Origin of the sequence: Streptomyces abyssomicinicus (assembly GCF_008974245.1) — a bacterium.
Classification (GTDB): Bacteria; Actinomycetota; Actinomycetes; order Streptomycetales; family Streptomycetaceae; genus Streptomyces; species Streptomyces abyssomicinicus.
This window is the reverse complement of record NZ_BBZI01000006.1, coordinates 129,872-156,070: the sequence shown is the minus strand read 5'-3', so window position 1 is coordinate 156,070 and position 26,199 is coordinate 129,872. Positions and strand designations below refer to the sequence as shown.

The 26,199-nt window shown below is 73.6% G+C and carries 2 protein-coding genes; both read right to left on the bottom strand.

Going from position 1 to position 26,199, the window contains the following annotated elements:
- Positions 1-32: 32 nt before the first annotated feature.
- The gene (locus GBN72_RS35145; protein ID WP_246212369.1) at positions 33-15,692 is read right to left on the bottom strand and encodes a type I polyketide synthase; all 15,660 of its coding nucleotides are present in this window, start codon (positions 15,690-15,692) and stop codon (positions 33-35) included.
- Positions 15,693-15,767: 75 nt separating this feature from the next.
- A partial coding sequence (locus GBN72_RS08295; protein WP_151771931.1) for a type I polyketide synthase occupies positions 15,768-26,199 on the bottom strand: 10,432 nt, incomplete at its 5' end.

Below are 26,199 nucleotides of genomic sequence, written 5' to 3'. Positions count from 1 at the left end.
AGGAATTCCGTACGTTCGGCAATCACGCTTGCTCAGGCCTCTCCGAACTCGTTGTCGATGAAGGCCAGTACTTCTTCGGCGCTCGCGGCGTCCAGCCGGTCGGCGACGTCGGCCGTCGCGTCGGCGGGCGCGGGCCCGCCGTCGAGCCGGGTCACCAGGGCCCGCAGCCGGGAGGTGATCCGCTGCCGGGCGCCCTCGTCGTCGTCGAGGCCCGCCAGGCCGGCCTCCAGCCGGTCCAGCTCCGACAGCACCGCGGTCTCCGCGCCTTCCTGGGAGCGGACCGCGCCGCCGATCTCGCCGCGCAGGAACTCCGCCAGCGCGGTCGGCGTGGGGTGGTCGAACACCAGCGTGACGGGCAGCTTCAGCCCGGTCCGCGCGCTCAGCTGGTTGCGCAGGTTGACGGCGGTGAGCGACTCGAACCCGAGGTCGCGGAAGGGGCGCCGGGCGCCGATCTGCTCGGCGGACTCGTATCCCAGGACGGCCGCGGCCTCGCCGCGCACCAGGTCCAGCAGCTTGCGCGTGACCTCGGACTCCGGCAGCCCCCGCAGGGACGCCCGGAAGGCCTCGGCGCCGTCCGCGTCGTCGCCCGTCTGCGTCCGCTCCGCGCGGGCCAGGTGGGCCCGGACCTCCGGGACGTCCTCCAGCCAGGCCGCCGGGCGGGCGGCGAGGTAGGCCGGCAGGTACGTAGCCCAGTCGACGTCGGCGACCAGGAGGGCCGCCGCGGGTCCGGCCGGGTCCGTGGCCCTGTCCGGGCCGGGCACGGCGCGGAGCAGGGCGGTCAGGGCCGCGTCGGTGGGCAGTACCGGAAGTCCGCGGGCCCGCATGCGGTCCGCGAAGCCCGGGTCGTCCTGGGCGGTGCCGCCCTCCGCCCACGGGCCCCAGGCGAGGGAGACGCCGGGCAGGCCCCGTGCGGCGCGGTGGACGGCGAGCGCGTCGAGGTGTGCCGCGGCCGCGGCGTACGCGCCCTGCCCGACGCCGCCGACCGTGCCGGCGAACGCGGAGAACAGCACGAACGCGTCCAGGTCGCGGTCCGCGGTGAGCTGGTGCAGCCGGGCCGCACCCGTCGTGGACACGCGCAGCGCCTCGGTGAGCCGGTCGGGCGCCAGTCCGTCCAGGAGCCCGTCGGCCGCCGCGCCCGCGGTGTGGACCACGGCCGTCAGGGGCGTGCCGTCGGCGTCGATCCGGGCGAACAGCGCCTCCAGCGCCGCCCCGTCGGTGATGTCGCAGGCGGCCACGGTGACCCGGGCGCCCAGAGCGGTGATCTCCTCCCGCAGGGTGTCCGCGCCGGGCGCGTCCGGCCCGCGGCGTCCGACCAGCACCAGGTGCTCGGCTCCCCGCTCGGCAAGCCGTCGGGCGACCCGTCCGCCGAGAGCCCCCGTACCTCCGGTGACCAGCACCGTGCCGGAGGGCTGCCACGCGTCGGCCGCTCCGGCGGCTCCGGCGCGCACCAGGCGTCGCGTGAAGACTCCGGCGTGCCGGACCGCGAACTGGTCCTCGCCGCCGTGCGTTCCGTCGAGCACCGCGCACAGCCGGGCGGCGACGTCCGCGTCCCACTCGGCCGGCAGGTCCACGAGACCGCCCCAGCGCTGCGGCAGCTCCAGGCCGGCTACCCGGCCCAGGCCCCACACCGCGGCCTGGTGCGGCGCGTCCAGCGGGTCGTTCCCGCCCACGGACACGGCGCCCCGGGTCAGCGCCCACAGCGGGGCCTGCACCCCGGCGTCGCCCAGCGCCTGCGCCAGCTCGACCGTGCCGAGTACGCCCGCCGCGCCGTGTTCGCCGGCGTCGGCGAGGCCCGTCAGCGAGACGATGCCGTCGACACCCTGCGGTTCCAGCGCGGCGAGGGCCGCGGCGAGGTCCGCCCGCCCGGTCACCCTCACCGGGGTGACGTCCGCGCCGCGCTCGGTCATGGCCTGTGCGACGGCGTCGACGAACGTGTGGTCCACGGACCCGCCGTCCGGCACGGCGATCAGCCAGCGACCCGGCAGCACCGCCGGCGCGGATCCCTCGTCGACGCGCTTCCACACGACGCGGTAGGTCCAGCCGTCCAGGGCCGCCTGCTCACGCCGCTGCCGCCGCCAGCTCGACAGCGTGGGCAGAGCGGCCTTCAGCGGCTCGGTGTCCGCGCCGCCCAGCGCCTGCGCCAGCGCCTCCAGGTCCTGCCCCTCGACGGCGTCCCAGAACGAGGCGTCCGCCGGGTCCGCCGCCGTGGCGGGCGTCTGCGCCGACAGTTCGGGCCAGTAGTGCTGGTGCTGGAAGGCGTAGGTGGGGAGGTGGGTGCGGTGGGCGCCGGTGGGGGTGAAGACGGTGGTCCAGTCGACGGTGAGGCCGTGGCAGTGGGCCTCGGTGAGGGAGGTGAGGAAGCGGTCGGGGCCGCCTTCGTCGCGGCGGAGGGTGCCGAGGACGGCGGCGTCGGTGCCGGTGTCCTCGACGGTGCCCTGGAGTCCCAGTGACAGGACGGGGTGGGGGCTGACCTCGATGTAGACGGTGTGGCCGTCGGTGAGGGCGGCGCGGGTGGCGTTCTCGAACTCGACGGTGTTGCGGAGGTTGTCGTACCAGTAGCCGCCGTCCATCGCCGTCTCGGTGATGTCCAGGAGACGGCCGGTGAGGGAGGAGTAGAGGGGGATGCCGCCGGGCTGGGGCGTGATCCCGTCCAGCAGGCCGGCGAGTTCGTCGCGGATGGCCTCGACGTGCGCGGAGTGCGAGGCGTAGTCCACGCCCACCTTGCGGGCGCGGACCTCTGCCGATTCGCACGCGGCGATCAGCTCGTCGAGGGCGTCGACGTCGCCGGAGACCACGGTGGAGGTGGGGCCGTTGACGGCGGCGACGGAGATCCGGCCGTCCCAGGCGGCGATGGTGTCGCGGACGGTGTCGGCCGCCTGGGCGACGGAGACCATGCCGCCGAGTCCGGCGAGGGCGGTGATGGCTCGGGACCGGAGGGCGACGACCTTGGCGGCGTCCTGCAGCGTGAGGATGCCGGCGACCGCGGCGGCGGCGATCTCGCCCTGGGAGTGCCCGATGACGGCGGCCGGCTGGACGCCGTACGAACGCCAGAGTTCGGCGAGGGAGACCATGACGGCCCACAGGACCGGCTGGACCACGTCCACGCGCTCCAGGCCTTCGCCGCTGCGGACGACGTCGAGCAGGGACCAGTCGGTGTGCGGGGCGAGTGCGGCCGCGCATTCCGCCATGCGTGCCGCGAAGACCGGGGAGGTGTCGAGGAGTTCGACGGCCATGCCCGCCCATTGGGCGCCCTGGCCGGGGAAGACGAAGACGGTGCGGGGGTTGGTGTGGGCTTCGGCGGTGAGGGTGGTGGTGCTCGGGCGGTCCTCGGCGAGGGCGGTCAGGGCGGTTTCGAAGTCCTGGAGGTCGCTCGCGACGATCGCGGCGCGGTACTCGAAACGGGAACGGGTCAGCGCCAGCGAGTAACCGACGTCCGCGACCGGGACATCCGGGTTCTCCCGGACATGAGCCAGCAGCCGCTCCGCCTGCGCCCGCACCGCCGCCTCGGACTTGCCCGACAGCACCCACGGCACCGCACCCGCCGGAGCGGGAACGGTCTCGGGCTCGGCGGACGGCTCGCCGTCCGGCGCCTGCTCGAGGATCACGTGCGCGTTCGTCCCGCTGAGCCCGAAGGAGGAGACGCCCGCGCGGCGGGGGTGGTCGGGGGTGTCGGGCCAGTCGCGGGTCTCGGTGAGGAGTTCGACGGCGCCGGTGGTCCAGTCGACGTGGCTGCTGGGCCGGTCGACGTGGAGGGTCTGCGGGACGGTGCCGTGCCGCATGGCCAGGACCATCTTCATGACGCCGGCGACGCCCGCGGCCGCCTGGGTGTGACCGATGTTGGACTTGATGGAGCCCAGCAGCAGCGGCCGCTCCTCGGGCCGGTCCTGGCCGTAGGTCGCCAGGAGTGCCTGGGCCTCGATCGGGTCGCCGAGCGTCGTGCCGGTGCCGTGCGCCTCGACCACGTCCACGTCGGCCGTGGTCAGACCCGCGTTGGCCAGTGCCTGGCGGATGACGCGCTGCTGCGACGGCCCGTTCGGCGCGGTGAGCCCGTTGCTCGCACCGTCCTGGTTGACCGCCGTACTCCGCACGACGGCCAGGACCTCGTGTCCCTTGCGCCGGGCCTCCGACAGCCGCTCCACGAGCAGTACGCCGACGCCCTCGCCCCAGATGGCTCCGTCGGCGGCGTCCGCGAACGCCTTGCACCGGGCGTCCGAGGACATGGCGTCCTGCTTGCCGAAGTCGGCGAAGGTGCCGGGGGTCGCCATCACGTTGACACCGCCGACCAGCGCCATCGTGCATTCGCCGTTGCGCAGCGCCTGGCCGGCGAGGTGGAGGGCGACCAGCGAGGAGGAGCAGGCGGTGTCGACGGTGACGGCCGGGCCCTCCAGACCGAAGGTGTAGGAGATGCGGCCGGAAGCGACGCTCCCGGAGGTACCGCTGGCCACATAGCCCTCGGCACCCGCCGGGACCCTGGCGAGCAGGGATACGTAGTCCTGGGTGTTCACCCCGACGAACACACCGGCCGGGCTGCCCTTGAGGCCGCGCGGGTCGATGCCGGCGTTCTCGAAGGTCTCCCATGCCGCCTCGAGCAGCAGCCGGTGCTGCGGGTCCATCGCCAGCGCCTCGCGGGGGCTGATCCCGAAGAAGCCGGGATCGAACTCACCGGCGCCCCGCAGGAACCCGCCCTGGATGGCCGGCGGAGCCTGCCATCCGTCCGCCGAGGCGGACGGCAGGAGCAGTTCCCACTGCCGGTCGTGGGGGACGGTGTCGATGGCGTCGCGGCCCTGAAGGACGAGCTGCCAGAGGTCGTCGGGTGAGGTGACGTCGCCGGGGAAGCGGCAGGCCATGCCGACGATGACGATCGGATCGTCGCCGCCGGTGTCCGTGGTGGCGGCCGTGGCCGCGGTGACCGCGGCGGTCTGGCCGAGGAGTTCCTCGCGGAGGTGGTCGACGAGGTCCTGGGGGGTGGGGTAATCGAAGACGAGGGTGGAGGGCAGCCGCAGGCCGGTGGCGGTGTTGAGGCGGTTGCGGATCTCGACGGCGGTGAGGGAGTCGAAGCCGAGTTCGCGGAAGGCGCGGGTGGTGTCGACGGTTTCCGGGGTGGCGTGGCCGAGGACGGCGGCGACGTGGGTGCGGACCAGGTCGAGCAGGGTCCGCTCGGCCGCGTCCGTCGGCAGCGCCGCCAGCTGACGCGCCAGCGAGGGGGCCTCGACCGCCTGGGTGGCGGTCGCCGCACGACGCGCGGGCGCCTTGACCAGGCCGCGCATCAGCGGGGGAACGCCGATGCGGTCGTTCTCCGCGAAACGCCGGACGGCGGCCAGGTCGAGATGGGCCGCGACCAGGTGGGACTGGGAGGAGCCGCCCGCCGCGTCGAAGGCCGCGAGTCCGAACTCGCTCGCCATCGGCAGGATGCCCGCCCGCGCCATACGGGTCACCTCGGTCTCGCCGAGGTGGGCGGTCATGGTGCTGCGTTCCTCCCACATGCCCCAGGCGATCGCCTGGCCCGGCAGGCCCAGGGTCTGCCGGTAGCGGGCCAGCTCGTCCAGATAGGCGTTGGCCGCCGCGTAGTTGCCCTGGCCCGGACCGCCCACCGTCGCCGCGGTGGACGAGTAGAGGACGAATTCGGTGAGGTCGTGGTGGTGGAGGGTGAGTTGGTGGAGGTTCCAGGCGGCGTCGGTCTTCGGGCGCAGGACCCGGTCGACGCGGTCGGCGTCGAGTTCGGCGATGACGCCGTCGTCGAGGACGCCCGCGGTGTGGACGACGCCGGTCAGCGGGTGTTCGGCGGGGATGCGGGCCACGGCCGCGGCGAGGGCGTCGGGGTCGGCGGCGTCGCAGGCGACGAGGTCGACCCGGGCGCCGGCGGCCTCCAGCTCCGCGACGAGTGCGTCCGCGCCGGGGGCGGCGGGGCCGCTGCGGCTGAGGAGCAGCAGGCTGCGCACCCCACGCGTGGTGACGAGGTGGCGGGCCAGGAGCCCGCCGAGGGTTCCGGTCGCGCCGGTGACGAGGTAGGTGCCGGCCGCATCCGGTGTGCGGGGCATGGTCAGGACGACCTTGCCGATGTGGCGGGCCTGGCTGACGTGCCGCAGGGCCTGCGGCGCCTGCCGCACGTCCCACGCCCGCAGCGGCGGCAGGGACAGCGCCCCCTGTGCGAACAGGGCGGTCACCTCCCGCAGCATCTGCTGGATGCGGTCCAGACCGGCGTCCATCAGCTCGAACGGCGCGTAGGCCACACCCGGGTGACGGGCGGCGACGTCGGCGGGCTCGCGGACGTCGGTCTTGCCCATCTCCAGGAACCGCCCGCCCTCCGCGAGCAGTCCGAGAGAGGCGTCGACGAACTCCCCGGCCAGCGAGTTCAGCACCACGTCCACCCCCCGGCCGCCCGAAGCGGCCCGGAAGGCGTCCGCGAAGTCGGTGCTGCGCGAGGAGGCGATCCGCTCCGCCGGAATGCCCCGCTCACGCAGGACCCGCTGCTTCGCCTCACTCGCCGTCGCGTAGACGGTCGCGCCCAGGTGGCGGGCCAGCTGCACCGCGGCCGTCCCCACACCACCCGTCGCCGCATGGATGAGCACGGAATCACCGGCACGCAGTCCGCCGAGGTCGACCAGGCCGTAGTAGGCGGTGAGGAACACCGCCGGCACGACCGCCGCCTGGGCGTAGGTCCAGTGATCAGGGATGAGGGTGAGGGCGCGGTGGTCGGTGACGGCCTCCGGGCCGAACGATCCGGAGACCAGACCCATGACCCGGTCACCGGGCCGCACCCCGGTCACCCCCGGCCCGGTCTCCAGGACCACACCCGCGGCCTCGGCGCCCAGCGGCACCTCCGGCCCCGGATACATGCCCAGCGCGTTCAGCACGTCACGGAAGTTGACCCCCGCGGCCCGCACCGCCAGCCGCACCTGACCCTCCGCCAGTCCAGCGGCGGAGTCCTCCTCGGGGAGCAGCGCCAGATTCTCCAGCGTCCCCTTCCCGGTACTGCGCAGCGACCATCGGTCGCCGCCCGACGGCACCGTCAGCTCCCCGCCCGCCGCACGCGCCAGACGCGGCACGAACCAGCCGCCTCCACGCACCGCGACCTGCGGCTCGCCCCACGACGCCACCGGCAGCACATCGTCCACCGAACCGTCGGTGTCGACCAGCACGATCCGGCCCGGGTTCTCCGACTGCGCCGACCGCAGCAAACCCCACACCGCACCGAGCGCCAGATCACCGCCGAACGACCCGACCGCCACCGCACCCCGCGTCACGACCAGCAGACGCGCGTCACTCTCCCGCTCCGCCGCCAGCCACTCCTGCAACGACCCCAGCACCCGCACGACCGCGTCGCGGGTGTCCTCGGAGTCCTCCACGCCCAGCTCGACCACCTGGGTCGGCGCCGCGTCCACCGGTTCGGCGGGGGCGGCCTTGGGCGTCCAGTCCACGCGGTAGAGGGAATCGGTGCCGGTCTCCTGGACGGCGGCGCCGTCCAGCTGCCCCGGCGAGACGGAACGCAGGACCAGCGAGCCGATACGGCCCACCGGCACCCCGATGCCGTCGGCCAGGTCCAGCGAGATCCTGCCGCCCTCGCCTGCCGTCATCCGCACGCGCAGCGCGGGCGATCCGACGGCGAACAGCTCCACGCCGGTCCAGGCGAAGGGCAGACCCGGTCCGTCCAGGTCGGACACGCCTCCGGTCAGACCGATGGCGTGCAGGGCCGAGTCCAGCAGCGCAGGGTGCAGACCGAACCGGCCCGCCTGCTCCGCCGCCTCGCCCTCGAGACCGACCTCGACGAACAGGTCGTCGCCACGCCGCCAGACCGCGCGCAGACCCCGGAACACCGGGCCGTAGCCGTAGCCCATGTCGGCGAGGAGGTCGTACATGCCCTCGACCGGCACCGCCTCGGCTCCCGCCGGCGGCCACTGGACCATGCCCACGGCGCTCTCGGCGGTCTGTTCCTGGCTCTCGGCGACGAAGCCGGAGGCGTGCAGGGTCCAGACGGTGTCGACGTCCTCGCTCGGCACCGCCGAGTGGATCGTCAGCGGACGCCTGCCGTCGGACTCGGCTGCTCCGACCATGATCTGCAGCGCGCGGGCGCCGCGCTCCGGCAGCACCAGCGGCGCCTGGATGGTGAGTTCGTCGAGCACCGGGCAGCCGACCCGGCCACCGGCGTGCAGGGCGAGCTCGACGAACGCGGTGCCCGGCAGCAGCACCGTTCCGAGGACGGCGTGGTCCGCCAGCCAGGGGTGCGAGTCCAGCGACAGGCGGCTGGTGAACAGCGACACGTCCTCGCCGGCGACCGCGACGGAACCCGCCAGGAGCGGGTGCGCGGAGCTGCTCAGCCCGGCACTGGCGAGGTCGCCGGTGCGGTTGAAGTTGCGCGGCCAGTAGTGCTGGTGCTCGAAGGCGTAGGTGGGGAGGTCGGTGCGGTGGGCGCCGGTGCCGGCGAAGACGGTGTCCCAGTCGACGGTGATGCCGTGGCAGTGCGCCTCCGTCAGGGAGGTGAGGAAGCGGTCGAGGCCGCCCTCGTCGCGGCGGAGGGTGCCCAGGACGGCGGCGTTCTCGACGGTGCCCTGGAGGCCCAGGCCGAGGACCGGGTGGGGACTGACCTCGACGAACACGGTGTGTCCGTCGGTGAGGGCGGCGCGGGTGGCGTCCTCGAATTCGACGGTGTTGCGGAGGTTGTCGTACCAGTAGCCGCCGTCCATCGCCGTCTCGGCGATGTCCAGGAGACGGCCGGTCAGCGAGGAGTAGAGCGGGGTGTTGCCCTGCTGCGGCGTGATGCCGGTCAGGAGCTTGGCGAGCTCGTCACGGATCGCCTCGACGTGCGCGGAGTGCGAAGCGTAGTCCACGTCGACCTTGCGGGCCCGGACCCCGGCTTCCTCGCACGCGGCGATCAGCTCGTCCAGGGCGTCCACATCACCCGACACCACGGTCGAGGAGGGGCCGTTGACGGCGGCGACGGATATCCGGCCGTCCCACGCGGTGATCGTGTCGCGGACCCAGGCGGCGGGCTGCGCGATCGAGACCATCCCGCCGAGACCGGCCAGCGCCCTGATCGCCCGCGATCGGAGGGCGACGACCTTCGCCGCGTCCTCCAGCGACAGGATCCCCGCCACCGCCGCGGCGGCGATCTCACCCTGCGAGTGCCCGATCACCGCGGCCGGCTGAACACCGTACGAACGCCACAGCTCCGCCAGGGACACCATGACGGCCCACAGCACCGGCTGGACCACGTCCACCCGCTCCAAGCCCTCACCACTGCGCACCACATCCAGCAGCGACCAGTCGATGTGCGGAGCCAGAGCCGCCGCACACTCCGCCATCCGCGCCGCGAACACCGGCGAGGACTCCAGCAGCTCGACCGCCATCCCCACCCACTGCGCCCCCTGACCCGGGAACACGAACACGGTCTTGGCGACACGGCCGGCGGTGGAAGCGGTGGTGACGGCGGCGGACGGTGCTCCCTCCACGAGGGAGGCCAGGGCCGCCTCGAACTCGCCCGGCGCGGCCGCGATCACGGCCGCGCGGTGGGGGAAGGACGTCCGAGTCAGGGCCAGCGAGTAGCCGATGTCGGCGACCGGCACGTCCGGGTTCTCCCGGAGGTGGGCCAGCAGTCGTTCGGCCTGCGCCTTCAGCGCCTGCTCCGACTTGGCGGACAGCACCCACGGCACCGCCGCACCAGCCGGTGCGGGGACCGCCTCCGGCTCGGCGGCCGGCTCTCCGGCGGGCGCCTGCTCGAGGATGACGTGGGCGTTCGTCCCGCTGACGCCGAACGAGGAGACGCCCGCCCGGCGGGGACGGTCCTCCGTGTCCCGCCATACCTGCGCTTCGGTCAGCAGCCGTACCGCGCCCACCGACCAGTCGACCTTGCCGGACGGCTGGTCGACGTGGAGGGTCCTGGGCAGGACGCCGTGGCGCATCGCCATGACCATCTTGATGATCCCGGCGACGCCGGCCGCGGCCTGGGTGTGACCGACGTTGGACTTGATCGAGCCGAGCCACAGCGGCCGACCGTCCTCGGGACGGTCCTGGCCGTAGGTCGTCAGCAGCGCCTGGGCCTCGATCGGGTCGCCGAGCGTCGTGCCGGTGCCGTGGGCCTCGACGGCGTCGACGTCGGCCGTGGTCAGGCCCGCGTCGGCGAGGGCGGCGCGGATGACGCGCTGCTGCGACGGGCCGTTCGGCGCGGTGAGGCCGTTGCTGGCGCCGTCCTGGTTGACGGCCGAGCCCCGCACCACCGCGAGCACGCGGTGTCCGTTGCGGCGGGCGTCGGAGAGCCGCTCGACGACGAGCACGCCCACGCCTTCGCCCCAGCCGGTGCCGTCCGCCGCGTCGGCGAACGCCTTCACCCGGCCGTCGGCCGCCATACCCCGCTGACGGCTGAACTCGGTGAACGACATGGGGGTCGACATGACGGTGACGCCGCCCGCGAGCGCCAGGTCGCACTCGCCCCGGCGCAGGGCCTGGGCGGCGAGGTGCAGCGCGACGAGGGAGGAGGAGCAGCCGGTGTCGACGGTCGCGGCGGGGCCCTCGAGGCCGAGGGTGTAGGAGACCCGACCGGACAGGACGCTGGCCGCGTTGCTGGTGAGGGTGGAGTCGGCGCCCTCGGCGGAGGCCATCAGCAAGGGGGCGTAGTCCTGGCCGTTCGTACCGGCGTACACGCCCGTACGGCTGCCGTGCAGCACCGTCGGGTCGATGCCGGCGTGCTCGAAGGCCTCCCAGGAGGTCTCCAGCAGCAGGCGCTGCTGCGGGTCCATCGCCAGGGCCTCACGCGGCGAGATGCCGAAGAACGCCGGGTCGAAGTGGCCGGCCCCCGCGACGAAGCCGCCCTCGGCGACGTAGGAGGCGCCGGGACGGCCCTCCGGGTCGTAGACGGCGTCGAGGTCCCAGCCCCGGTTGCCGGGGAAGGCCCCCATCGCGTCGACGCCGTCGGCCACGAGGCGCCACAGGTCGTCGGGGGAGTTCACGTCTCCGGGGTAACGGCAGGCCATGCCGACGATGGCGATCGGCTCGTCGTCGGAGAAGCCGGTGGCGCGGACCGCGGCCGCCGCGGCTGTCGCTGCCGTCGGGGCGCCGAGGAGTTCCTCGCGCAGGAAGGCGGCGAGCCGGGTCGCGTCGGGGTGGTCGAAGACCAGCGTGGTCGGCAGCTTGAGGCCGGTGGCCTCCGAGAGGCGGTTGCGCAGTTCGACGGCGGTGAGGGAGTCGAAGCCGAGTTCCCGGAAGGCCCGGGCGGGCGGCACGGCGTCCGCGTCCTGGTGGCCGAGGACGGCGGCGGCCTCGGCACGCACCAGGCCGATCAGGATCTCCTTCTGGCGGTCGGCGGTCAGCCCGTCGAGCCTGCCGCGCAGGGCCGAGGAACCGGCCTGGGCGTCGGGTGCGGCGTCCTCCTCGCCCGCGAGGGCCCGCCGGACCTCCGGGATGTCGCCGATCAGCGGGCGCGGCCGGGACATGGCGTAGAGGGGCGCGAAGCGCTCCCAGTCCATGTCGGCCACGCTCACGCAGGTCTCGTCGTGCTCGACGGCCTGGCGCAGCGCCTCGATGGCCAGCTCGGCGGGCATGGCGGCGAGGCCGCGGCGGGCCAGCTGCTCGCCCGCGTCGCCGCCGGACATGCCGCCGCCGTCCCAGGCGCCCCAGGCGACGGAGGTCGCGGTCAGACCGCGGGAGCGCCGGCTCAGGGCGAGGCCGTCGAGATAGGCGTTGGAGGCCGCGTAGGCCGCGTGGCCTCCGCTGCCCCAGACCCCCGAGTTGGAGGAGAAGAGGATGAAGGCGTCGAGCGAGTCGTCGTCGAACAGCTCGTCGAGGTGGGCGGCGCCCAGGGTCTTGGCGGCCAGGACCTCGTGCAGCTGCTGCGCGTCGAGGGTGAGGAGGTCGCCGGTCCGGTCGACGCCCGCCGCGTGCAGCACCGCCGTGATCGTCTCGCCGGCCTCCCGCAGGTCGCCGACGAGCGCCTCCAGCGCGTCCCGGTCGGCGACGTCGCACGCGGCGACGGTGACCCGGGCGCCCAGGGCGGTGAGTTCGTCGCGCAGCTCCGGGGCCCCGGGCGCGTCGATCCCGCGGCGGCTGGTGAGCACCAGGTGCTCGGCGCCGGTCTCGGCGAGCCGGTGCGCGACCCGTGAGGCGATCGCACCGGTGCCGCCGGTGATGAGCACGGTTCCCCGAGGCGTCCAGTTCCGGGAGCCCGGACGGCCGCCGATCGGGGAACGGGTCAGGCGGCAGACGTACGCGCCGGAGTCCCGGACCGCCCACTGGTCCTCGTCGCCCGCCGCGGCGAGGATGCCGCAGAGGCGGGACGCGCCGCGGTCGTCGAGTCCGGCGGGCACGTCGACCAGTCCGCCCCAGCCCTGGGGAAGTTCCAGGGCGGCGACCCGTCCCAGTCCCCAGACGGCGCTCTGGGCCGCGTCGACCACGCGGTCCGAGACGCCGGCCTTGACCGCGGAGCGGGTGACGGCCCACAGCGGCGCGGTCGCCTCCATGCCGGCGAGGGCGCGCAGCAGTTCCACCGTGGCCGCCGGGCCGGTGGGTACCCCGGGATGCGTGGAGAGCCGTGCGGCGGTGTCGAGCGCGAGCAGCGAGAGCACGCCGTCGACGTCCTCGATGCCGTCCAGGGCGGCGAGTTCGGCGAGGGTGCGCCGGTCCGCCTCGGCCCCGTGCCGGACGAGCGCCGCGGTGAGGGTGTCGGCCAGGGCGGACGTCTCGGCGTCCAGGTGGTCCGGCAGGACGACCAGCCACCGGCCGGTCAGGCGCGCGTCGAGGGCGGCCGTCCCCGGCTTCCAGCCGAGGCTGTACCGCCAGGAGTCGATCGTGGCGTTGGTGCGCCGCCTTCTCCGCCACGAGGACAGGGCGGGCAGCGCCGCGTCCAGCAGCTCGGCGTCGGCGGGGTCGAAGGCGTCGGCGAGGGCCGCCAGGTTGCCCTGCTCCACGGCTTCCCAGAAGCGGGCGTCCTCGGGGTCGAGGTTCTCCGCCAGTTCGGCGACGGGCGACTCCGGCCAGTAGCGCTGCCGCTGGAAGGCGTAGGTCGGCAGGTCGACGCGGCGAGCGCCGGTGCCGGCGAAGACGGTGTCCCAGTCGACGGTGACGCCGTGGCAGTGCGCCTCGGCGAGGGAGGTGAGGAAGCGGTCGAGGCCGCCTTCGTCGCGGCGGAGGGTGCCGAGGACGGAGGCGTCGGCGCCGGTGTCCTCGACGGTGCCCTGAAGGCCGAGGGCGAGGACCGGATGGGGGCTGACCTCGACGAGGACGGTGTGCCCGTCGGCGAGGGCGGCGCGGGTCGCGTTCTCGAACTCGACCGTGTTGCGCAGGTTGTCGTACCAGTAGCCGCCGTCCATCGCCGTCTCGGCGATGTCCAGGAGACGACCGGTCAGCGAGGAGTAGAGGGGTGTGCCGCCCTGCTGCGGGGTGATGCCGGTCAGGAGGGCGGCGAGTTCGTCGCGGATCGCTTCCACATGCGCCGAGTGGGAGGCGTAGTCGACGTCGACCCTGCGGGCGCGGATGTCGTTGTCCTGGCAGTGGGCCAGGAACTCCTCGAGGGCGTCGACGTCGCCCGACACCACGGTGGAGGAGGGGCCGTTGACCGCGGCGACCGAGATCCGGCCGTCCCACGCGGCGATCGCCTCGCGCACGACCTCGGCCGCGTGGGCCACGGACACCATGCCGCCCAGACCCGCCAGCGCGGTGATCGCCCGCGAACGCAGGGCCACGACCTTCGCGGCGTCCTCCAGCGACAGGATCCCCGCGACCGCCGCGGCGGCGATCTCACCCTGCGAGTGACCGATCACCGCGGCCGGCTGAACACCGTACGAACGCCACAGCTCCGCGAGGGACACCATGACGGCCCACAGGACCGGCTGGACCACGTCCACCCGCTCCAGACCCTCACCGCTGCGGACGACGTCCAGCAGCGACCAGTCCGTATGGGGGGCGAGCACGGCCGCGCACTCCGCCATCCGCGCCGCGAACACCGGCGAGGACTCGAGGAGTTGCACGGCCATGCCCGCCCACTGCGCTCCCTGACCCGGGAACACGAACACCGTCCTGGCCTCCCCCGCGGACGCGCCGCGCACCGCGCCGGGGGCCGGACGGCCCTCGGCCAGTGCGGCGAGCGCCGCCGCGAAGTCGTCCCTGCCGGCCGCCACCACGGCCGCACGGTGTTCGAAGCGGGAGCGGGTCAGCGCCAGCGAGTAACCGATGTCCGCGACCGGCGTGTCCGGGTTCTCGCGGACGTGGGCCAGCAGACGCTCCGCCTGGGCGCGCACCGCGGCCTCTGTCCTGCCCGACAGCACCCACGGCACCACGCCGCGGGACGTCACCGGGACCTGGTCGGTCCCGGTCGGCGGTTCCTCCGCCGGCGCCTGCTCGAGGATCACGTGCGCGTTGGTACCGCTGATGCCGAAAGAGGAGACGCCGGCACGGCGCGGCCCGCCGGTCTCCGGCCACGAACGCTGTGCGTCGATCAGCTCGACGGCGCCCGCGGTCCAGTCGACGTGGGTGGAGGGCTCGTCGATGTGCAGGCTCTCCGGCAGCACGCCGTTGCGCATCGCCAGCACCATCTTGATGACGCCGGCGACGCCGGCGGCGGCCTGGGTGTGCCCGATGTTGGACTTGACCGAGCCCAGCAGCAGCGGCCGGCCTTCCGGTCGCTCCTGGCCGTAGGTGGCCAGCAGCGCCTGCGCCTCGATCGGGTCGCCCAGGGAGGTGCCCGTGCCGTGGGCCTCGACGACGTCGACCTGGTCCGCGGAGACCTTCGCGTCGGCGAGGGCGGCGCGGATGACGCGCTGCTGCGCGGGCCCGTTGGGGGCGGTGAGGCCGTTGCTGGCGCCGTCCTGGTTGATCGCGGAGCCACGCACGACCGCCAGCACCTGGTGGCCGTTGCGCCGGGCGTCCGACAGGCGCTCCAGCAGCAGCACGCCCACGCCTTCGGCCATGCCCATGCCGTCCGCCGCGTCGGCGAACGCCTTGCACCGGCCGTCGCGGGCCAGGCCCTGCTGACGGCTGAACTCCATCAGGCCCGCCGGGTTCGGCATGATCGAGGCGCCGCCCGCCAGGGCCATGGCGCACTCGCCGTTGCGCAGGGACTGCACGGCGAGGTGGAGTGCCACCAGGGAGGAGGAGCAGGCCGTGTCGAGGGTGACGGCCGGGCCCTCCAGGCCGAGCGTGTAGGAGACGCGCCCGGACAGCACGGAGGTCACCGTGCCGGTGAGGATGTAGCCCTCGGAGCCGGCCGAACCGCTCAGGTCGCCGCCGTAGCCCTGGCTCGCCGCGCCGACGAACACGCCGGTGGGGCTGCCCGCGACGGTCGTCGGATCGATGCCGGCCCGCTCGAGCGCCTCCCAGGAGGTCTCGAGCAGGAGCCGCTGCTGCGGGTCCATGGCCAGGGCCTCACGCGGCGAGATGCCGAAGAAGCCCGGGTCGAAGTCGCCCGCGTCGTGCAGGAAGCCGCCTTCGAGGGCGTAGATCTTGCCCGTGGCGGACGGGTCGGGGTCGTACAGGTCCTCGATGTTCCAGCCGCGGTCGGTCGGGAGGCCCGAGATGGCGTCGCCGCCCGAGGACAGGAGGTTCCACAGGTCCTCGGGCGAGGCGACGCCTCCCGGAAGGCGACAGCTCATGGAGACGATCGCGACCGGCTCCGCTTCCCGCGATTCGACGTCTCGAAGGTGTTGGCGAGTCTGCTGCAACTCGGTGACCACACGGGTCAGGTATTCCCGCAGCTTCTCTTCGTCCGCCATCGAAAGGTCGCTCCCGTCGGGTCTGACTCACGGTGAGTACTGCTGCTGCTACTCGGAAGGGAGAGGCAGGCAGGGTCAGGAAAGCCCGAGATCCCTGTCGATCAGATCGAACAACTCCTCGTTAGTAGCGGACTCGAGTCCTGCCATAGCGCCGTCCTGCGCTCCCGTCGCCGGCTCGTCGCCGTGCCCGCGGCTGAGCTTGGACAGGAGTGCCTCGAGCCGCATGACGACCCGGACGCGGCCGATGTCGTCACCCGTCCGTGCGGCGAGCGCCTCCTCGAGAAGGTCCAGTTCCTCGACCGAGGGCAGTACCTGGCCCGGTGCGGTGGGCAGCACCTCGGCCTTGACGAAGGAGGCGAGCGCGGCCGGCGTCGGGTGGTCGAACACCATGGTCGCGGGAAGCCTCAGTCCGGTGGCGGCACCGAGGCGGTTGCGGAGTTCGACGGCGGTCAGGGAGTCGAAGCCCAGGTCCTGGAAGGGGCGCCGGGCCTCGATCTCCTGGGCGGAGGAGTGTCCGAGCACCGACGCGGTGTGCTCCCGCACGAGATCCAGGACGCGCTGGTCCTGTTCCGCGCCGGACAGGGCGGCGAGTTCGGCCCGCAGCGCGGGCGCCGAACCGGTCTCCTCGGAGACCAGCGCGTCCTGGCGTGCGGTCAGCTCCTTGACCTGCGGGATCTCCGTCAGCAGGGGCCGGTCGCCGCTCATGGTGAAGACGGGGGCGAACCGCTCCCAGTCCATGTCCGCCAGCACGATCGCCGTGTCGTCGTGGTCGAGGGCCTGCTGCAGGGCGACCATCGCCAGTTCGGGCCGCAGGGCCAGCACGCCGTGCCGGGTGAGGGCTCCCTCTCCCCCGCCCTCGCCGGCGCCGGCCACCATGCCTCCGTCCGCCCACGGGCCCCACGCCACCGCCACGGAGGGGACTCCGCGGGCCCGGCTCTGCTGCGCCAGTGCGTCGAGGTGGGCGTTCGCGGCCGCATAGACGCCGTGCTCACCGACGCCCCAGACACCGGCGACGGACGTGAAGTGGACGACCGCGTCGAGCCGCGCCGGGTCGAGGAGTTCGTCGAAGTGGCGGGCGCCGGCCACCTTGCCGGTCGCCACGTAGGCGGCCGCCTCGGGCCCGCACTCGGTCAGCGGGGCCAGCAGGCCCACGCCCGCGGCGTGCATGACCGTGCGGACCTCGTCGCCGTCCGACGCCAGCTTGGCGAGCAGTTCCTCCACGGAGTCGCGGTCGGCGACGTCGCAGGCCGCGACCGTCACCCGGCTGCCCGCCGCCTCCAGCTCCGCCTTGAGTTCACGGGCGCCCGGGGCGTCCTCGCCACGTCGGCTGGTCAGCACCAGGTGTTCGGCGCCGTTCGCGGCCAGCCAGCGCCCGACGTGGCCGCCGATGGCCCCGGTGCCGCCGGTGACGACGACGGTTCCCCTCGGCCGCCACCGGCGACGGGGTTCGGCGCCGTTCGTGGCCGCGGGGACCAGGCGCCGGGTGAGGACTCCGGAGGCCCGGACGGCCACCTGGTCCTCGACACCGCCCGGCGGAGGCCCGGCCGCCGCGGTGCGCTGGGCGAGGACCGAGACCATCCGGCTCAGGTCACCGCTGCCGGGCTGCTCCGGGAGGTCGACGAGTCCACCCCAGCGCCTGGGGTGCTCGAGAGCGGCCACCCGGCCCAGACCCCACGTCTGCGCCTGCGTCGGCCGTACCGGCCCGTCCTGCCCGGTGACGGCGACCGCGGAACGGGTCACCGACCACACCGGCACGTCGAGTTCGGCCTCGGCCATCGCCTTGAGGAGGGCGAGCCCGCCCGCGAGTCCGTTCGGCACGATCTCGTGTTCGGGGTGCGGACGCTCGTCCATGGCCAGCAGCGACAGCACCCCGTCCGGCGCGGCCGCCGAGAAGGACCGCAGCCGTGCGGCCAGGTCCGGCTCCTCGGCCGGCCTCAGGATCTCGACGGACGCCCCGTGCTCGGTCAGCGCGGCGGAGCACGCCGTGACCAGGCTCTCCTCGGCGCCCGCCTCCGGGACGACGAGCAGCCAGGTACCGCTCAGCGCCGGCACGGCCGGCTCGGTGAGCGGCCGCCACACGATCTTGTAGCGCCAGGCGTCCGCCGCCGTCCGCTCCCGCTGCGCCTGGTGCCAGGACGACAGCGCGGGCAGCACGTCACCGAGTGCAGCGGCCTTCTCCTCACCGCCGAGACCGAGCGTCTCGGAGAGCCCGGCCAGGTCGGCCCGGTGCACCGCCTCCCAGAAGGCGTCGTCCGTTGCCTCGCCCTGCTCGACGGTGCCGCTCGGGGCGCCGAAGGACACCTTGGGCCAGTAGTGCTGGTGCTGGAAGGCGTAGGTGGGGAGGTCGACGCGTCGGGGGTTGGTGCCGGTGTAGTAGGCGGTCCAGTCGACGGTGGTGCCGTGGGTGTGGAGTTCGGCGAGGGCGGTGACGACGGCGTCGGTCTCGGGGCGGTTCTTGCGGAGGGCCGGGACGAACGTGGCGTCGGTGGTCGTTTCCTGGGCCATGGCGGACAGGACGCCGCCGGGGCCGAGCTCCAGGTAGGTGGTCACGCCCTGGGCGTCCAGGTGGCTGATGCCGTCGGCGAACCGGACCGCCTGGCGGACGTGGTTGACCCAGTAGTCGGCGGTCAGCAGTTCTTCGCCCGCCGTTTGACCGGTGAGGTTGGAGACGATCGGGATGCGGGGGGCGTGGAAGGTGGCCGTCTGCAGGAGGGTGCGGAACTCCTCCAGCATCGGTTCCATGCGGGGCGAGTGGAAGGCGTGGCTGACGCGGAGCTTCTTCGACTTCTCGAAGCGCTCGGCGATGGCGGTGACTTCGTCTTGGTCGCCGGAGATGACGACGGAGTTCGGGCCGTTGAGGGCGGCGATGGAGACGTTGTCGGTGAGCAGGGGCAGGACGTCGTCCTCGGTCGCCTGGACGGCGACCATTGCCCCGCCTTCGGGCAGGGCCTGCATCAGCCGGCCACGCGCGGCGACCAGAGCGGCAGCGTCCTCGAGGGACCAGACGCCCGCGACGTGCGCGGCAGCCAGCTCACCGATCGAGTGGCCCAGCAGGTAGTCAGGGGTGACACCCCAGTGCTCCACCAGCCGGAACAGGGCCACCTCGACGGCGAACAGACCCGCCTGCGTGTAGACGGTCTTGTCGAGGAGGTCGGACTCGGCGTCGAAGACCAGTTCCTTCACCTGCCGGTCCAGGTGCTTGTCCAGCTCCGCGCAGACCGCGTCGAACGCCTCGGCGAACACCGGGAACGCGTCGTACAGCTCGCGTCCCATCCCGGCCCGCTGCGAGCCCTGGCCCGAGAACAGGAACGCCGTCTCGCCGCCCAAGGCCACGCCTCGCACGATTCCCCCGGCGGTGTCCTCGCCCTGGGCGAGGTGACCGAGCGCCGCGACGAGCTCGTCGCGGTCGTGTCCCTGGACCACGGCCCGGTAGGGCAGGGCCGCACGGGTCGTCGCCAGCGAGTGTCCGACGTCGATGAGGTCGGGCGCGTCCACGGCGTGTGCGCGCAGCCGTTCGGCCTGGGCACGCAGAGCGCGCTCCGACATGCCGGAGACCGGCCATGACAGCAGGCCCGCGACCGGGACGCCTCTGTCCTCGCCGGGCTCCCGGTCGTCCTCGGCGTCGGGTGCTTCGAGGATGACGTGTGCGTTGGTGCCGCTGATGCCGAAGGAGGAGACGGCGGCGCGGCGGGGCCGGCCGTCGGTGTGCCACTGCCGGTCCTCGGTGAGGAGTTCGACCGATCCGGCACTCCAGTCCACGTGGGTGGACGGCTGGTCGACGTGAAGCGTCCTGGGCAGCACCCCGTGTCGCATCGCCATGACCATCTTGATGATCCCGGCGACACCGGCCGCGGCCTGGGTGTGGCCGATGTTGGACTTCACCGAGCCCAGCCACAGCGGCCGGCCGTCCTCCGGACGGTCCTGGCCGTAGGTGGCGAGCAGAGCCTGCGCCTCGATCGGGTCGCCGAGGGTGGTGCCGGTGCCGTGCGCCTCCACCGCGTCGACGTCGGCACCGGTCAGGCCACCACTGGCCAGAGCGGCGCGGATGACGCGCTGCTGCGCCGGACCGTTCGGGGCGGTGAGGCCGTTGCTGGCGCCGTCCTGGTTGATCGCGGAGCCACGGACGACCGCGAGGACGGGGTGGCCGTTACGGCGTGCGTCCGACAGACGCTCCACCAGGAGCATGCCGACGCCCTCGCCCCAGCCGGTGCCGTCGGCGGCGTCGGCGAAGGCCTTGACCCGGCCGTCGGAGGCGAGTCCGCCCTGCCGGGAGAACTCGATGAACGCGCCCGGCGTGGACATCACCGTCACACCACCGGCCAGCGCGAGATCGCACTCACCCGAACGCAGCGCCTGCACCGCCAGGTGCAGAGCGACCAGCGACGACGAGCACGCCGTGTCCACCGTCACCGCCGGCCCCTCCAGACCGAACGTGTACGACAGACGACCCGACACCACACTCGCCGCATTGCTGGTCATCGACAGGCTGTCGGCGTCGGTGACGCCCAGCAGCAAGGTGGCGTAGTCCTGGCCGTTGGTACCGGCGAAGACACCGGTCCGGGTACCGCGCACGGACGCCGGATCGATGCCCGACCGCTCGAACGCCTCCCACGACGTCTCCAGCAGCAGACGCTGCTGCGGGTCCATGCCGAGTGCCTCACGCGGCGAGATGCCGAACAGCGCCGGGTCGAAGTACCCGGCATCGTAGAGGAAACCGCCCCGATCGACGTAGGTGGTGTTCGGCGTGCTGCGCGTCGGGTCGTACAGCCGCTCCAGGTCCCAGCCGCGATCCACCGGGAAGCCCGCGACGGCGTCCTCGCCGGCCGCGATGAGCTCCCACAGCTGCTCGGGGGAGTTCACGCCGCCGGGGAAGCGGCAGCTCATGCCGACGACGACGATCGGGTCGTCGTCCGTCACGCCGTCGCGCGCGGCCGGGAACTCGTCCCGCTCCGCGGTGCCGGAGTCGCCGACGAGAGCGCCGTGGAGGTGGCGGGCAAGGGCCTCGGGCGACGGGTGGTCGAAGGCGAGGGTGGCTGCCAGCGACAGACCGGTGGCGGCCTTCAGACGGTTCCGCAGTTCGACGACGGCGAGCGAGTCGAACCCGAGGTCCTGGAAGACCCGCCCCGGCTTCACCGCCTCGGGACCGGAGTGCCCCAGCACGGCTGCCGCCTCGGTCCGCACCAGCTTGAGCAGCGTCTGATGCTGCTCGGCGGCGGAGAGCCCGCGCAGCCGGGCGACGAACGCCGAGCCGCCGGCGGACCCGTCCCGCAGCGCCTGTTCGGCCGTCCGGGCGAGGGCCTGGACCTCGGGGATCTCGGAGATCAGCGGTCGGGGGCGGGCCGCCGTGAAGCGGGGGGCGAACAGTTCCCAGTCGACGTCCGCCACGACCTGGCAGGTCTCGTCGGACGCGGTCGCGTGCTCGAGGGCCAGCAGGGCCAGGCCGGGGTCCATCAGCGGAAGACCGCGCTTGCGCATCAGTTCGCCCGCCTCGCCGTCGGCCATACCTCCGCCGCCCCAGGCCCCCCAGGCCAGGGAGGTGGCGGCGAGGCCGCGCGAGCGGCGCTGTTCGGCGAGGGCGTCGAGGTGCGCGTTGGCGGCGGCGTAGGCGCCCTGGCCGGCGCTGCCCCACACACCCGCGCTGGAGGAGAAGAGGACGAACGCGTCCAGGGGGACGTCGTCGTCGAAGTACGCGTCGAGGAGGAGGGCGCCGCGCACCTTGGCCTCCTGTACGGCCCGCAGCTCCTCGTCGTCCAGGTCGGTGACGGGGCGGGTGGGACCGATACCGGCGGTGTGGACGACCGCGGTGATCTCCTCCTGCGCGGCGCGCAGTCCGTCGAGCAGCTGGTACAGGGCCTCCTGGTCGGTGACGTCGCAGGCCGCGACCGTCACGCGCGCTCCCGCCGCGGAGAGTTCCTCACGCAGCTCGACGGCGCCCGGTGCCTCGATGCCACGGCGGCTGGTGAGGACGAGGTGCTCGGCACCGCCTTCCGCGAGGCGGCGGGCGACCCGGGCGCCCAGCGCGCCGGTTCCTCCGGTGACGACGACGGTGCCGCGTGGCCTCCATGCGGTGGAGACGCTGTGCCCGGCGAAGCCCCGGACCAGCCGACGCGCGTACACGCCGGTCCCCCGCACGGCCACCTGGTCCTCGTCCCCCGCGGAGGCGAGAACCGCGCACAGCCGTGCGGCCGCGCCGTCGTCGAGCTCCTCCGGCAGGTCGACGAGCCCGCCCCAGCGATGGGGCAGCTCCAGTGCGGCGACCCGGCCGATGCCCCACACGGCGGCCTGCTCCGGGCGGACCACCGGGTCCTCGGCACCGGTGGAGATCGCACCCCGGGTCAGGCACCACAGGGGCGCCGTCACGTCCGCGTCGCCGAGTGCCTGGACGAGGACGACGGTGTCCGCCAGGTCCAGGGTCGAGAGGACCCCGGTCACGGCACCCTGAGCGACGGCCTCGGCGAGACGCCCGGCCAGCGCGACACGGTCGGTCGCCGCAACGCGCACCACATCGGCGCCGTGCCCGGCCAGTGCCTCGGCGAGGACGCCCGCACCCAGCCCGTCGTCGGCCGGGTCACCCGCGGGCTCCACCAGCAGCCAGCGCCCGGTGACGTCCCCGTCCGTGATCCGCACGGGTCTCCAGGCGATCCGGTAGCGCCACCGGTCGAGGGTGGAGTGCTGCCGCTGCCGGTCACGCCAGGACGACAGGGCCGGCAGGGCGTCCTTGAGGCTGAGGTCCCCGCTGAGGTCCAGCGCGGACAGGTCCTCGTCCTCCACCGCCTTCCAGAACGCCGCATCGGCGGGATCGGCAGCGGTGAGGACTTCCTCCTTGGCCGGCTCGGGCCAGTAGTGCTGGTGCTGGAAGGCGTAGGTGGGGAGGTCGACGCGCTTGGCGCTGGTGCCGGCGAAGTAGGCCGTCCAGTCGACAGCGGTGCCGTTGGTGTGGAGTTCGGCGAGAGCGGTGACGACGGCGTCGGTCTCGGAGCGGTTCTTCCGCAGGGCCGGAATGAACGCGGCCTCGGCCACCGTCTCCTGGGCCATGGCGGACAGGACACCGCCGGGGCCCAGCTCCAGGTAGGCGGTCACGCCCTGCGTGTCGAGGTGGCGGATGCCGTCGGCGAACCGGACCGCCCGGCGGACGTGGTCCACCCAGTAGTCGGCGGTCAGCAGTTCCTCCCCGGCGACGGTGCCGGTGAGGTTGGAGACGATCGGGATGCGCGGGGCGTGGAAAGTCGCCGTTTGCACGACCTGCCGGAACACCTCCAGCATCAGCCCCATGCGGGGGGAGTGGAAGGCGTGGCTGACCCGCAGCCGCTTCGACTTCTCGAAGCGCTCAGCGATCGCCAGTACTTCGTCCTCGTCACCGGAGATCACGACGGAGGTAGGTCCGTTGAGGGCGGCGATGGACAAGTTGTCGGTGAGCAGGGGGAGGATCTCGTCCTCGGTCGCCTGGACGGCGACCATCGCCCCACCCTCGGGCAGGGCCTGCATCAGCCGACCCCGTGCGGCCACCAGAGCGGCAGCGTCCTCCAGTGACCACACGCCCGCGACGTGCGCGGCGGCGAGTTCGCCGATCGAGTGACCCAGGAGGTAGTCGGGCGTGACGCCCCAGTGCTCCATCAGCCGGAACAGGGCGACCTCGACGGCGAAGAGGCTCGCCTGGGTGTAGACGGTGCGGTCGAGGAGGTCCGACTCCGGGTCGAAGACCAGCTCCTTCACCGGCCGGTCCAGGTGCCTGTCCAGCTCCGCGCACACCGCGTCGAACGCCTCGGCGAACACCGGGAACGCCTCGTACAGCTCCCGGCCCATCCCCGCCCGCTGCGAGCCCTGGCCGGAGAAGAGGAACGCCGAACGCCCGTTCCCGGCCACGCCGGACACCACACCTGCGGCCGAACGGCCCTCGGCCACCGCGCGCAGCAGTTCCTCGCGGTCCTCACCGAAGATCACCGCACGGTGATCGAACAGGGTGCGTGCGGACACCAGGGACCAGCCGACATCGACTGGTGAGACCTCGCCCGTGGCCAGCGGCAGAAGGCGTTCGGCCTGCCCGGCTAGGGCCTCAGGGGACTTGGCGGACAGCACCCACGGCACTGCGGGGAGCGCGGTCTCCGGCTCTTCCGTCCCGGTGGCCGGGGCGGGGTCGGGCTCGGGCGCCTCCAGGATGACGTGCGCGTTGGTTCCGCTGATGCCGAAGGAGGAGACACCCGCACGGCGCGGCCGGTCGTTCGTCTGCGGCCAGTCGCGTGCTTCGGTCAGCAGCTCCACCGCGCCGGCGGCCCAGTCGACCTTCGACGAGGGCTGTGCGGCGTGGAGGGTGGGCGGCAGGATGCCGTGGCGCATGGCCATGACCATCTTGATGATCCCGGCGACACCCGCCGCTGCCTGCGTGTGGCCCAGGTTGGACTTGATCGAGCCCAGCCACAGCGGCCGCCCGTCCTCCGGACGCTCCTGACCGTAGGTGGCCAGCAGCGCCTGCGCCTCGATGGGGTCGCCGAGGGTGGTGCCGGTGCCGTGGGCCTCGACGGCGTCGATGTCGGCGCCGGTCAGGCCGGCCGCGGCGAGTGCGGCGCGGATGACGCGCTGCTGGGACGGGCCGTTGGGGGCGGTGAGGCCGTTGCTGGCACCGTCCTGATTGACGGCGGAGCCGCGCACGACCGCGAGGACCTGGTGGCCGTTGCGGCGGGCGTCGGAGAGACGCTCGACCAGCAGCACGCCGACGCCTTCGCCCCAGCCGGTGCCGTCCGCCTCGTCAGAGAACGACTTGCAGCGCCCGTCGAAGGCCAGTCCACCCTGGCGGGAGAACTCGGCGAAGGTGGTCGGGGTGGCCATGACGGTCACACCGCCCGCGAGGGCCATGTCGCACTCGCCGGAACGCAGGGCCTGGATGGCCCAGTGCAGAGCGACCAGCGACGACGAGCACGCCGTGTCCACCGTGACCGCCGGGCCCTCAAGCCCCAGGGCATACGCCACGCGGCCCGAAACAACGCTGCCCGCGTTACCCGTTCCGAGGTAACCCTCCGCGGTCTCCACGCCCGACACCTGGGTGACGTAGTCGTGGTACATGAGGCCGGCGAAGACGCCGGTGCGGCTGCCGCGCAGAGACGTCGGGTCAAGCCCTGCCCGCTCCAGTGCCTCCCAGGAGGTCTCGAGCAGCAGGCGCTGCTGCGGGTCCATGGCCAGGGCCTCACGCGGGCCGATGCCGAAGAAATCGGCGTCGAACTCGCCCGCGTCGTAGAGGAAACCGCCCTCCGGGGCACGGCCCTCTCCGGTGTCGAGGTCCCAGCCGCGGTTGGTGGGGAAGGTGGAGATGCCGTCGGTGGCGGTGGCGACGAGGTTCCAGAGGTCGTTGGGGTTGGTGATGCCGCCGGGGTAGCGGCAGGCCATGCCGACGATGGCGATGGGTTCGTCGTCGGTGCTGGTGGTGCTGGTGGTGGGGTTGGTGGTGTGGGGGTTGGTGGTGTCGGTGGGGAGGAGTTCGGTTTCGATGTGGTGGGCGAGGAGGGTGGGGTTGGGGTGGTCGAAGACGAGGGTGGCGGGGAGGCGGAGGCCGGTGACGGTGTTGAGGTGGTTGCGGAGTTCGACGGCGGTGAGGGAGTCGAAGCCGAGTTCGGTGAAGGCGCGTTCGGCGGGGATGGTGTCGGGTGTGTCGTGGCCGAGGACGGCGGCGATCTCGGCGCGGACGGTGTCGAGGAGGAGGCGGGTGCGTTCGGGGGTGGGGAGGGTGAGGAGTCGTTGGGCGAGGGCGGAGGTGTGGCCGGTGCCGGTTTGCGCGGTGCGGCGGCTGGGGGTGCGGATGAGGCCGCGCAGCAGTGCGGGCACGGCCGGGGCCTTGCGGAAGGCCGCCAGGTTCAACCGGACCGGCGCCACCGCCGGAACACCCGACACCACACCCGCGTCGAACAGGGCGAGGCCTTCGTCGGGGGCGAGCGGGGGTATGCCGCCGCGGCGCATGCGGGCGAGGTCTGCGGCGTCGAGGTTCTGGAGCATGCCGCTGTCGGCCCAGGGTCCCCAGGCAAGGGAGGTGGCGGGCAGACCGGTGGTGTGGCGGTGGGTGGCGAGGGCGTCGAGGAATGCGTTCGCGGCGGCGTAGTTCGCCTGACCTGCCGAACCCAGCACACCCGCCGCGGAGGAGTAGAGGACGAAGAAGGCGAGGTCCAGGTCGGCGGTCAGCTGGTGGAGGTGCCAGGCGGCGTCCGCCTTGGGCCGCAGTACCGTGGCCAGTCGCTCGGGGGTGAGGGACTCCAGAACGCCGTCGTCGACGACGCCCGCGGCGTGGACCACACCGGCAAGGCCGGGGCCGTCGGCCGCGGCCAGCTCGCCGATGAGGCCGGCCAGGGCGTCGCGGTCGGTGACGTCGCAGGACGCCCACCGGACGTCGGCACCCAGTTCCTGCAGCTCCTCGACCAGCGTGGTGGAGGGGCGGCGGGAGACCAGGACGAGGTCGCGGACGCCGTGGGTGGTGACGAGGTGGCGGGCGATCAGGCCGCCCAGGGCACCGCCGGCGCCGGTGATC

What these genes read in the sequence shown, in the direction of transcription:
- GBN72_RS35145 (WP_246212369.1), bottom strand. Translation starts at nt 15,692, where the DNA reads ATGGCGGACGAAGAGAAGCTGCGGGAATACCTGACCCGTGTGGTCACC.